12 protein-coding genes are annotated in these 12,116 nt (G+C 62.7%); all 12 read right to left on the bottom strand.

The window, feature by feature from the left end:
* The coding region (locus tag GOOTI_RS20660) for an ABC transporter ATP-binding protein (RefSeq protein ID WP_007240555.1) at positions 1–503 on the bottom strand (503 nt) is incomplete at its 3' end.
* Between the two features lie 47 nt (positions 504–550).
* The gene (locus GOOTI_RS20655; RefSeq protein WP_138985337.1) at positions 551–1,015 is read right to left on the bottom strand and encodes an Rv1363c family protein; all 465 of its coding nucleotides are present in this window, start codon (positions 1,013–1,015) and stop codon (positions 551–553) included.
* Positions 1,016–1,107: 92 nt separating this feature from the next.
* Complete coding sequence (locus GOOTI_RS20650) at positions 1,108–1,806, bottom strand: Rv1363c family protein (protein ID WP_007240553.1); 699 nt, start codon at positions 1,804–1,806, stop codon at positions 1,108–1,110.
* A complete protein-coding gene (locus GOOTI_RS20645) occupies positions 1,782–3,194 on the bottom strand; it encodes an MCE family protein (protein ID WP_007240552.1) in 1,413 nt (470 codons plus the stop codon). The genes GOOTI_RS20650 and GOOTI_RS20645 overlap by 25 nt, the downstream gene beginning before the upstream one ends.
* Positions 3,191–4,285 carry an MCE family protein gene (locus tag GOOTI_RS20640; protein ID WP_039994479.1) on the bottom strand — a complete coding sequence of 365 codons (1,095 nt, stop codon included), beginning with the start codon at positions 4,283–4,285 and terminating at the stop codon, positions 3,191–3,193. Before GOOTI_RS20640 ends, GOOTI_RS20645 begins: the two co-directional genes overlap by 4 nt.
* Positions 4,285–5,460, bottom strand: coding sequence for an MCE family protein (locus GOOTI_RS20635; protein ID WP_007240550.1), 1,176 nt, complete (start codon positions 5,458–5,460; stop codon positions 4,285–4,287). The genes GOOTI_RS20640 and GOOTI_RS20635 overlap by 1 nt, the downstream gene beginning before the upstream one ends.
* Complete coding sequence (locus GOOTI_RS20630; protein WP_007240549.1) at positions 5,457–6,479, bottom strand: MCE family protein; 1,023 nt, start codon at positions 6,477–6,479, stop codon at positions 5,457–5,459. Before GOOTI_RS20630 ends, GOOTI_RS20635 begins: the two co-directional genes overlap by 4 nt.
* The gene (locus GOOTI_RS20625) at positions 6,476–7,489 is read right to left on the bottom strand and encodes an MCE family protein (RefSeq protein WP_007240548.1); all 1,014 of its coding nucleotides are present in this window, start codon (positions 7,487–7,489) and stop codon (positions 6,476–6,478) included. The genes GOOTI_RS20630 and GOOTI_RS20625 overlap by 4 nt, the downstream gene beginning before the upstream one ends.
* Positions 7,489–8,649: an MCE family protein gene (locus GOOTI_RS20620; protein ID WP_007240547.1), complete on the bottom strand. Its 1,161-nt coding sequence runs from the start codon at positions 8,647–8,649 to the stop codon at positions 7,489–7,491. The genes GOOTI_RS20625 and GOOTI_RS20620 overlap by 1 nt, the downstream gene beginning before the upstream one ends.
* Positions 8,649–9,524 (bottom strand): MlaE family ABC transporter permease, encoded by an 876-nt coding sequence (locus GOOTI_RS20615; RefSeq protein WP_007240546.1) that lies wholly within the window; start codon positions 9,522–9,524, stop codon positions 8,649–8,651. Before GOOTI_RS20615 ends, GOOTI_RS20620 begins: the two co-directional genes overlap by 1 nt.
* 100 nt (positions 9,525–9,624) lie before the next feature.
* Positions 9,625–10,419: an MlaE family ABC transporter permease gene (locus tag GOOTI_RS20610; RefSeq protein ID WP_007240545.1), complete on the bottom strand. Its 795-nt coding sequence runs from the start codon at positions 10,417–10,419 to the stop codon at positions 9,625–9,627.
* Positions 10,420–10,653: 234 nt separating this feature from the next.
* A complete protein-coding gene (locus GOOTI_RS20605; RefSeq protein ID WP_233425549.1) occupies positions 10,654–11,973 on the bottom strand; it encodes a cytochrome P450 in 1,320 nt (439 codons plus the stop codon).
* Positions 11,974–12,116 lie beyond the last annotated feature (143 nt).

Raw genomic sequence — 12,116 nt, 5'->3', positions numbered from 1 at the left:
TCCGGCTCATCACACAAAATGATCTGCGGATCGAGTACCAACGCCCGCGCCAGGCCGGCACGCTTGCGCATACCACCGGAGATCTCACCGGGCAGCTTGTCCTCCGCACCGGCCAAACCCACCAGATCGATCTTTTCCATCACGATCTTGCGGACTTCGTCTTCCTTCTTCTTCGTGTGCTCACGAAGCGGGAATGCGATGTTGTCATACAACGACATCGACCCGAACAGCGCGCCGTCCTGGAACAACACACCGAACAGTTTGCGGATCTCATAGAGCTCTTTGGCCGAACACTGCGTGATATCGGTGCCATCGATGATCACCGACCCCTGCTCGGGATGCAGCAAACCGATCAACGTCTTCAAAAACACCGACTTACCGGTACCCGACGGACCCAGCAGCGCAGACACCTCACCCGACGGCAAAGTCAACGTCACATCACGCCAAATATTCTGAGAACCAAAAGACTTCGTCAGATCGGCAACACTCACCTCGACACCCATGAACTACTCCCGTCTCCGTCTTGTCGTGCGACACACACCGCGACCCATCACACCGGTGTCAGTCCTGCGACCTTCCAGCCGTCGTCGACCTTGGTCATCACCACTTGGACGCGGCTCCCGTCGAGGCGCGCACCCGGCTCGTCCTTGGTGGTGGTGGATTGGTTCACGAACAGCAACAGTGTCACCGAATCCCCGTCCCTCGCTGTGACTCCGGCGGTGGCCACCTGAGCTTTCGTGGTCAGATCCTGCTCCTTGGCTGCAGGAATGATCGTATTCTTCGACAACTCCTCGAACTGGGCGCGGAAGCTTCCGGTGACCTTCGAGTACTTGTCCTCGAAATCCTTGTCGATGTTCTTCGCCTGATACGACAGAAGCGCAGGGACATCGCGGGTTCCCGCGGCGAGTGCCTCTGTGCGCATCTGACTGTCGACGCCGTCCTGATGATTCAGGTACATGAGGTATCCGCATGCTCCCGCGACCGCGACGACAAGCAGCGCCACGGCGCCACTCACGAGTCGCGCGCGTCTCACGCTCCATTGCCCAACGCCGCGGGCCCCGCGCAGCCATATCCGCTGTGCGAGCTGTCCAATCATTCTGAGAAATCTCATGATACGAACTCCACATTCGAGACGAGCCACTGACCGTCATGCTGCTCGAGGTCGAGCTTCATCCGATAGACCCGCTGTTGTCCTTCGGGGGTTTCGGAGTTCTTCACCGTCGACGTCACCGCGGCGATCGTGGTTGCGTGATCGTCGTCAGCACTCACGACCGCGACCTGCCGAGCCTTGCCCTCGGAATCGACCTGCCCCTGCTTGAGGATTGTCGAAAAGCTCCCTGTTGTATCGCTGATCTGGCTCTTGAAGTCACCGGTGGCGTGGGAGCGCACACGGTCGACGTCGGCATCGGCACTGCCGTGCCGCAGCGTCACCAGATCGGCGGCCACCTCACGAGTCGTCGTCAGCAACTGTGCGTCGCGATCACGTGCGGCCACGGCGTCGCGGTGCGATTCATACATCACTGCGCCATAGGCGGTTCCGGCGACGATGAGTGCGCAGCCGACGACGAGCGCCAACAGCTGACGTCCACGTGTAGGCCCCGAATCCTTCTCCGACGTCGCGCTGTCTGCGCGGGGTGACGGCGCGGCATCGCGTTCCGCATCGTCTGATCCCGGCTCAGTCGGGACCGACTCCCCCGATGTCTGTTCACCGGATTCGGGCTCAGCCGGCGCCCCGGGGTCGTCGATCTCAGGGGCCACGGACTCGCACGTCTCGGGTTCTGTCAGTGGGGAAACAGTTGTTCCCATGTGCTCACCACCTTCTGGTTGGAGTTCTTGCCTGCGATCACGTTGCCCAACGTGAACGATGTCGGCTGGCCTGGTACGTGGAACCGTCCGGTTGACGGGTCGTACGGGACCGCAGTCACGGTGTCCGCGTCTGCTTTCGGCGGATTCGGCGCACTACCGGGAACCTGGTAGCCGACACCCGGCCGCGCCAGCATCTGCGGCCACCGGGACGGCAGACCCCCCGGGCACCGCGCCACGTCACCCGAGCGCACCGAGTGGTCGGTGGCACAGGGTGCGTTGCGCGCACCTCGTGCCACTCGGAAATCGTCGTGCGCGGCCTGGCAGTACTGGTCTTCCGGCATCGGCGCGTAACCGACCGATCCCGGATTCCTCCGCTCCATCCCGTATCCCTCGCCGCACGGGGCGGGGTTCTCGGTGTTACCGAATTTGACGTCCAACTCGCCCTGTCCGGAGGACCGGTCGTCGGTCTGCTGGAACGGGCCGAGGTCGGCGTTGATCGCGTTGCTGATCGCCGGGTACACGACGAGCACGTGCCTGATGCCCGGCACGTTGACCCGAAGAACCTCACCCACTGTCTGCAGATTGGCGAGCAGTACCGGAAGCGTGGGGCGAAGTTCCTGTAGCAGTCCTGACGTGGAGTCGAAGAACGGTGCGCCCGTTCGCAGCACGTTTCCGAGAGCTTCGTCGCTCATCGCGAGTTGCTCGGTGAAGCCGCGTAGGTTGGTCGCGATCCGTGAGATGTCGGGACCGCTCCGATCGACGGCAACGAGCAGCGGGTTTGCAGTCTGCACCAGCTGCACCGTCTCGTCGAGGCTGCCCGTGGCCTGCCGCACCAACGACGACGACGCCGCCAGCGCGGCATTGAGGTTCTCGCCGGTGTCGTCGAGTGCCTGCGATGTCTCGTCGAGCACGCCGCGTAACGAATCCTTCGGTACCGTCTCGAGAAGCCCGGTCACCTGTTCGATCACGTCGCCGGCGGGGACGGGGGTGCTGGTGCTGTCTCCGCTGATTCGTGCACCGTCGGTCAGTGAACCTCCCGCTGTCGAGTTCGGCACGAGATCGATGAATTGCTCGCCGGCGACCGACACACTTCGCACGTAAGCGTGCACATCGGCGGGAATCTTGTGGGCGGAGTCGATCTGCAGCCGCGCCGTCGCCCCGGTCGGCGATGGGTCGAGCGCGGTGACCACTCCGACGTCGACCCCTCGGTAGGTGACCAAAGCCGCCGGATACAGGCCGCCAGATGCGCTCAATTGTGCTTCGACGCTGTAGGTTCCGATTCCCGTGTAGCGCTGGAGCCCGGCATAGGCGTACGCCGAGTACCCGACCACGAGGATCGATACGATCCCGAAGATCACCAGCTGCGCTCGGACCAGCCTGCTTCTCATCGGGTTCCCTCCCCACGCGCTGTCGGAGCTCGAAGCGGATCAACCGCTTGCCGGGACAGCTGGGGCTCGTCGCGCGGCTTCCGTGTGACACTCGGGAGCACCACATTCGCCAGCTTCTGGGGGCTGATGTCGAGGGTCAGAAACAGATTGACGTAATCGCCCTTCGCTGTTCGTTCGATCGTCGTCACCGGAAATGGCAGTGTCAAAGCGACTTTCAACGCCTCGGGTAGTGACTTCCCGGATGCTGCAAGCGAGTTCAGAGTGGGTGCGAGGTTGCGGACCTCGTCGACCAGACCATCCCGGCTACGGTTGAGCACGCCGGTGGCAGAGTCGCCGAACGACCCGATCGAGTCGAGCATCGTCATCAGGTTCTTCTCCTGCGCGTTGAGCACTCCGATCGCCGGTCCTATCGTGTCGATTCCGTGCGTGATGGTCTTCACCTGTGCGGACAGCTTCGTGCTCAGTGACGCCATCGATTCGATGGCATTCTCGATATCGCCGCGCTGTTTGTTGATATCGGAGACGAAGGTGTTGAGACGTCCGAGAAGCTGACGCGCGTTCTGTTCATGCCCGTTGAGGATCTGATCGGTCTGGTCGGTGATCGTGCGAAGCTGTTGCAGTCCGGAGCCGTTGAGGACCAGCGACAGCGAGCTCAGCACCTTCTCGACCGGTGGATACTGGCTCGTGTCGGCCACCGCGATGTGTGAACCGTCATCCAGCTTTCCCTGCGGGCCTTCACCTTCCGGTACCGCGAGCTCGATGTACTGCGACCCGAAGAGACTGGTCTGTGCCAGCGCGGCATGGACGTTCGCCGGGATCTGCTTGTCGCTGTCGATATCGAGCAGAGCCCGTGCATGCCATCCGTTCGTCTCGACCTTGCGGATGTTTCCGACCGTCACGTTGCCGGCCTTCACCGGCGAATTGCCGACCAGGTTCTGCGCGTCGGCGAGGTCGACGACAACTCGATACGTGTCCGACCCCGCGGTATTGCCCGGCAGGGGTATCGAGTTCACCCCATCGAAGCTGCACGCCGTCGAAGCTATCGACATCAGCGCAACGCCGAGGAGTGTGGCCACATGTCGGTATCTCATCAGTTGTGACCTCCCCGGCCCCGTGGGTTCAGCAACCCCGACAAGCCGTTGGCGTCTGGCGCACCGGCACGACTGCCCGTCGCCGCCGTCGCCGCCGCGGCATTCGCACCAATCTGTTTGACGGTCGTCGCGCACTGTCCCTCCGGCGCGTTCACGGTGGTCAGCAGTGCACAGATCAGTGACTTCGGATCCGGGATGTTCGGGATTCCGAGTGCACCCGAGAGCGAGTTTCCGATCGGATCGTAGATGTTGTAGAAGTCCGACGCCGCGGTCGGCAGTACCTGCAGGGTGTTCGCCAAGGTGTCGATGCGATCGACGAGAAGCGTGGTGATCGTGTTCGCCTTCTTCACATCTGCTGCCAGCGCAGCCTTGTTCGTGTCGATGAGCTGCTTGACGTCGACAAACGTGTCCTGCAACGTCTGCAGCACGGCGTCGACCTCTACCCTGTTGTCGTCGAGGACTCCGGAGAAGTCCGCGAGTTGGGCAGAGAATCCACGTATTTCGCGATCAGCAGTCGACAACGAGGTGGTGAACGCCTGGAGGTTGCGAACGGTCGTGAACAGATCGTCACCACCGCGATTGAGCGTGCCCGTCGCCTTGGACAAGTGGATCAGTGCGTCGTGCAGGGCACGACCGTTACCGTCTGTGGTCGTCGCGGTGGCGTCGATGAATCGGTTCAGCGCTCCCTGCTGATCTTTCGACGTCGGACCGACCTCCTTGACGAGATCGACGAGCTGCTTCTTCGTCTGATCGAATTCGACGGGGGTACCCGTCCGATCGACGGGGACCGTGCCGCCCGGCGCGAGGGCCGGACCACCGGTGTACGCCGGAGCGAACTGGACGTAGCGACCGGTCACCAGCGTCGGCGCCACGATCGCGGCTTTGGCGTCCGCGGGGATCCTGCGTCCTTCGTCCATACTGACCTTGACCTCCACCGCGTCCGCGCGCGGCGTGATCTCGTCGACCTCACCGACCGGTACTCCGAGGACCATCACACGATCGCCCACGTAGAGACCGGTGGAGTTGGTGAACAGCACTGTGTACTGGCTCTTTCGACCACTGACCAGCCACAGCACACTCGCGACGATCAGCATCACCACAACGATGATCACCAGCGCGTAGCCGGGAATACGGCTCGCCGCACTGACTCCACCGCGACGCCGTCGCGCGCTCATCGAGGACCTCCTGTTCGGTCGCCTGCTGTTCCGTTGCCTGTCACACCTGTGTTGGCCGGCAGGATGTTCTGGAGCAGCACGGTGAAGAACGGTCCGCTTCCGACCGCATCGCCCAGTTGATAGGTGAACGTCTTCATCCCGGAGATCGACTGATTGATGTTGTCGTAGTTCTTGTTCAACAGATCGACGACCGTGCCGAGCTTGTCCAGTGTCGGGGCCAGGATCTCCTTCACATCCCCGCTGAGCGAGTTGAGGGCGCGGGAGAGGTCGGTGGTCTGCACGAGTATCGAGTGGATAGCAGCCGAGCGTCGATTCAGCGTGGCGAACAGCGTCTGTCCCTGACCGAACATCGCCGTGAGCTGCTCATTGCGATTCGCCAGGATCTGCGACACGCCAGCCGAATTCGCGAGTAGCTGTGACACCGCCTGGTCTCGGGAGCCGATCGTCGCAGAGAGTCTGCTCACTCCGTCGATGGTCTGCCGGATATTCGACGGCAACGCCTCCTGGACCGTACTCAACTCGTCGAGAGCCTCGGTGAGCTGAGTCTTGTCGGTCTTGTCGACCTTGTGCGTGACCTCTTCGAGGTCGCGGGTGATGTCGTAACCCGAACTCGTCCGGTCCAGGGTGATCGTATCGCCAGGAGACAACGCGCCGGCTCCGTCCGGGTGGAGGTCGATGTACCGCTGGCCGAGCAACGTCTTCACCTTGATCGCTGCGCGCGTGTGGTCGCCGAGACGCTTGCGTGCATCCTCCTTCACACCGAAATCCACCGCGACGTGCGCACCGTCGATCTCGATCGCCTTCACGGTGCCGACCTCGATACCGCTGAGCTGTACCGGATCTCCGGACTGTAGACCACTCGCGTCCGCGAACTGTGCATGGTAGTCGCGCTCACCAGTGACGAAGGAGAACGAACGCAGATTGAACGCGAGCGCGAGGACGATGATGAGGATGATCGTCCCGATGATCCCGATTTTCACCGGATCACGCTCGACCATTGACTTCCGCCAATCGATCACGGTTGGCACCTCCCCGCGGGAGCGGTGAACATGGGTGTTTGATCTCCTTGCGCTGGACCGTATTTGATGGCCAAACCACACACGAAGAAGTTGACGTAGCTGCCATACCCGGACACGCGACCGATGATCCGATACGCCTCTGGCAGCTTGGTGAGGATCAGCTGTAACGTATCGGTGCTCGCGTTGAGGTTTCCCGATAGCTTGTTCAGACCGCTGACACTCTCGGCGAGGTCGGGCCGCACCGAGGTGACCACATCGGCCAGAGATGCTGTGAGAGCATCGATCTTGGTCAGCGCACCCGAGATCCGTGGACTGTCGGCCGAGAGCGACGCCACCAGTTGCGCCAGACCGGTCACGAGTTGATCCGTCGCATCGTGTCGTGAATTGATCCCCGCGAGAACGATGTTGAAGTTCTCGATGACCTTTCCGATCGCGGCGTCGTGATCGGCGAGCGAGTTCGTGACGACACCGAGTGCAGCCGTGAGTTCGGAAATCGCACTCTCCTGCCCGTTGAGGACTGCCACGAGGGAAGTCGCGACGCGATTGGTCTCCGCCGGATCGAGCCCCTGCAGCAGTGGCTTGAACCCGTTGACGACCTGGTCGACGTCGAGTGCGGGCGTCGTTCGTGACTGAGGAATTGTCGAGCCCTCGGATTCCGGTTGTCCGATCGCTTCTGGCTCCGTCAGCTGCAGATAGCGGTCGCCGATCAGATTCTTGTAACGGATCACGGCATGCGTCGTGTCGCTGAGCGAATGCGCGGTATCGAGCGTGAAATCGACGCGCGCGGCGTCCTTGCCTGCCAACTCGACGCCCGTGACGGTTCCGACGGGCACACCTGCGATCCGAACCTCCGAACCTGTCGTCAACCCTGCAGCCGTACTGAAGATCGCGTGATATTCGCGTGTGGGCCCGAACCTGAGATTGCCTGCGAGGACCGCAACGAACACGGCCGCCAGCGAGGTGACCACCACGAACAACACCGCCTTGACGGCAGTACTCGTCGTTTTCATCAGTGTCCCCCGAACAGTAGGTCCGCCAATGGGTTTCCGATCAGGTCGGCAGGCCCGTTGATCGGGCCGTACGCGTCGCTGCCGTCATCGAAGTCGATGTGCGCTGGCGGTTTCGAGGTCTGCCTGCAGCTCGGCGCTACTCCTTCCAAGCCGACCTTGGGAAGGTTGCGCGAACTCGAGTACGGCGGATTTCCCATCAGCAACGTGCCGACCACGTTGAGTCCCGGCCGATCGCTTCCACCGTTCGCACGCTCGAGGTACTGGTTGGTCAACGCGAGACTCGACAGGAAGCACGGATAGATCGGCGCGAACTCGCCGAGGGTCGACACAGTGGTCCGCAGACTCTTCACCGCACGTTCGAACGGCATGCCCGCGACCGAGAAGAAGTCTCGGCCTGTGGCTCCGAGATTCGAGAAGGACAGCACGAATGCGGAGAAAGCACGTTGTTCGCGGGTCAACGTCGTCGAGGTGACAGAGAGCCTGTCGATCGTGGCCAACAGATCAGGCGCCGCCTCGTCGAGCCGATTCGCGACAGCAGCGCCCGAGACCATATCCCTCTGGAGAGCGCCGAGATTCGGGTTGAACTCCGCCAGATAGTCGTTGAGCTGGTCGACCAACGTCCCCACCTGCTGCCCGTTGTCGGCAAGAGCTTGCGACAACCCGCCGACCGTTGTGGTGACCCGTTGCGGGTCCACCTCGTCGAGAACGTCCACGAGTTTGCTGAGCAGGTCGTCCACCTCGTGGCCAACCCCGGGCGCCCACAAAACATCTCCCGACCTCAGCGCATCCGACCGTGGATTCGCGGGCTGCGTCAGACGCACATACTTGCGTCCGAGCAGTGTCATCGGGTCGACGTCGGCGGTCACATTCGAGGGGATGGCCTGCGCCGCAGTGCTGTCGATACCGAGGGTCAGCTTCGCCCGGTTGTCGGTGAACTCGACATCCTGGACCCGCCCGACGACGACGCCGTTGAGTTCGACGCTCGAATTGCGTTCCAGCAACAGGCCTGCACGATCGGCGTACATCGTGACTCGCTGGGTGTCGCTGAACGTTCCCCGGTAGAGCGCGACCGAGATGGCTGCGGCGCTGACGAGGACGATGACGAGCATCAGGCCGAGCACGATGTTGGCTCTTCGACTGAGCTCTCGCAGGTGCCCCATCAGCCGGCCACCCGAACCGCACCCGAAGGTCCGCCGTAGACCGCAAGCCCCACGAAGAGATCGATCAGCATGACCGCCACCAGTGATGTTCGGACTGCTCGACCGACTGCGACTCCCACGCCTGCTGGGCCACCGTGAGCGTTGTAGCCGTGGTAGCAGTGCACACACATCACCACGATCGCCATCAACAACACTTTGAATGCCGACCACAACACGTCTTTGGGGACGAGGAAGACGTTGAAGTAGTGATGATAGGTACCGCTGGCCTGCCCATAGAGCACGATGGTGACCAACTCTGTTGCCGCATAACCGATGAACAGCGCAACCGCGTAGAGCGGAATCACCGCGATGACGCCTGCGATCAGTCGGGTGGCGACGAGGTAGGGCAACGAGGGGATCGACATCGTCTCCAGCGCGTCGATCTCCTCACTCACACGCATGGCGCCGAGCTGTGCGGTGAAACCAGCGCCGACCGTCGCGGTCAGGGCCACGCCCGCGATACCCGGTATCACTTCACGGGTGTTGAAGAAGGCGGAGATGAAGCCGGCGAACGCACCGAGACCGATTCTTCCAAGTGAGGTCGTACCCTGTTGTCCCACTTCGTATCCGACGGCTGCAGCGAGCATGGCGACCACCATCAGCGTCCCGCCGATGACGGCGAGGGCACCACTTCCCATACTCACTTCGGCAATCAGCCGCACGATCTCCTCGCGATATCGGCGCAGCGTGCGCGGGACCGTGGCAACCGTCTGGCCGTAGAAGGACACTTGCCGGCCGAGTCCGTCGAGAAAGGCCGGTGGTGCAGCCGCCGCACGCCGCGAGGCGCGCAGGACTCCATTCGAACCAGCGGACGTGCTCGGTTCTTTCACAACCATTGACGTGTAATCCTTTTCGGTTTGCCGATGACGTGGGGAGCAGAGCTCACCGAGATCAGCAGGACGGTATACGTGCGTTGTCCGACGTGCGCGAGACCGCTCAGCCCAGGGCGATGGTGGTGATCACCGAGTTCGCGAGGAACAGCAGCAGGAATGCGTAGACCACGGTCTGGTTCACTGCGTCACCGACACCCTTCGGTCCTCCCTTCACGTGCAGTCCGAGGTGGCACGCCACCAGACCCGCCAGCAGTCCGAATACGCCTGCTTTCACTTCACTGACGAAGAAGTCCGGAAGCCCGGTGATGATCGGGATGCTCGTCACGTACTGGCCGGGGGACGCGCCCTGCAGGTATACGGTCGCGAAGAAGCCGCCCGCGATCCCGACCGCCGACACCAGTCCGTTGAGGAACAGTGCAACGATCGTCGAGGCAACAACGCGGGGGACGCACAGGCGCTGGATAGGGTCGATTCCGAGCACGCGCATGGCGTCGATCTCTTCGCGAATCGTCCTCGACCCGAGGTCCGCGCAGATCGCCGTCGACCCCGCGCCTGCAACCACGAGCACGGTGATGATGGGCCCGATCTCACGGATGATCGCGACGCCCGCGCCCGCGCCGCTGAGGTCAACAGCACCGACCTCCGCCAGCAGGATATTGATCTCGTAGACGAACATCATGCAGAACGGGATCGACATCGCCAGGGCCGGGACGATCGAGATCGATGCGATGAACCAGAACTGGTGTAGGAACTCTTTCCACTGGAACCGCGATGTGAACAGGTAGCGGAAAGTCTCGAGACTCGTCGCGTAGAACTGTCCGATCGCTCGCGGCACGATCGGTGCTGCGCGGGCCGTGCCACGGAACCGGGATCGACGCTCTGGAGCAACCGCGACCATCTCTCATCACCTCTACACACTCGAAACCCGATCAGGGCACACGCGTCACCCGACTTCCGCCATGCGGATGTCTCACGCCTCAACTCGGCCATCGATGTGGACTGCATCACATGGCCGCGTTACACGCTAAGGGCCGCCACGGGATAAGTCCCCACCCGTCAGAGGTAGCTTTGTCCCCCCTTGGGGGGAGATTTCACATGACGGATCAGGGGGTCGTGATCCACCTGGAAACCTTCAGATACCCCCGTCGAGCAGTGCAGGACGCACCGACGCCGTGAATCCGACGTTGGCGGTGAGTGCGACGTCGTCACGTTCGTACGCGTCCGACTCGACCGTCCAGTCGAGGTGGCGAACCATGTGGTGCACCATCGTCGCCGCCTCCAGGAAGGAGAAGTTCATCCCGATGCACTGATGCGCGCCGCCGCCGAACGGCGCCCATGCGAGCCGGTGGCGGCCGCTCCGTTTCACGGTGGCAGCGCCTGTTGCGTCGACGAATCGCCTGGGATCGAATTCGTCTGGCTGCGGCCAGATTTCGGGTATCCGGTGGTTACTCGCGGCGATCGCGATGACAAACGCGCCAGCCGGGATGAAATGCCCGCGTATCGCGGTATCCCGAACAGCAGCGCGGGGAATCACCGGAACCGGTGGACGCAGCCGAAGCGACTCCTTGAACACCGCCTGCATGACGGTGGATTCGCGCAGCTCCGCCGCCGTTGGTGTGCTTCCCAACCGAATGGCCTCCGCGGTGACGCGTGAACGCCAGGCGTCGTTTCGACCGAGCCGATACGTCATCGACGTCATGGCGATGGTCGCTGTGTCGTGTGCTGCGAAGAGCATGAATCGCATGTGATCGACGATCTGCTCGTCGGACAGTCGGTTCCCGTCATCGTCGCGTGCCTCGCACAACGCAGACATCAGGTCAGGCCCTGGCGTTGCGCGTCGGAGCGGCACCAACTCGGCGAAGAACTCGTCGACGACTCGGCGCGCTCGATGGCCGCGCGCCCAGGACGTGCCCGGTATCGGCACGCGGACCAGCGCACTACCCGCCTCGATGAGGTCGACGAACGCGGCGTTGATCTCGTCCGCCTCTGCTCGTGGTAGCCGTGCCCCGACGAACAACTCCAGCGCGACGTCGAGTGCCGTTGCCTTGAGTTCAGCACGAATGTCGACCGCGGGGCCCGTGGTGAAACGCCTCGCGGCGTCGGCGGCGAGCGCGTGCAATGGCTTCTGGTACTCCGCGAGGCGGTCAGCGGTGAAGGCCGCCTGCATGATTCGACGATGCGTGCGATGCTCGTCGGAGTCCATCAGAAGTATCCCGCGCTCGAACAGCCGACCGAGCGCGAACCCGTACACCGGCTCGTTGCGGAAGGCCCGATCGGCATCGCGGACCAGTTCGCCCAGTGCTTCCGGCCCCTGTACCACGACCACGTCACGTCCGAGCGCCGAGACGAAAGCCACCTCCCCGTAGTCGACGCGAAGATCGTGTGCCAGGGATGCCGGATCCGAGCGCAGACGCAATACGTTGTGAAGCGGGAGACTCCGCGGTCCCCGCACCGGGCGTAGGGTCGATTCCGCGGAAGGTCGGGCAAGCGTACGGTGGCGCATCGGTGAATCCTTTCGATTGCGACCTGCAATCCTCTCGATGGGAACATCAGGGGCGACGCGGTATCGACCGCCGGGAGAGGACGACAACCGAC

Source organism: Gordonia otitidis NBRC 100426 (genome assembly GCF_000248075.1).
Lineage (GTDB): Bacteria > Actinomycetota > Actinomycetes > Mycobacteriales > Mycobacteriaceae > Gordonia > Gordonia otitidis.
This window is presented reverse-complemented; position numbering and strand designations above follow the sequence as displayed.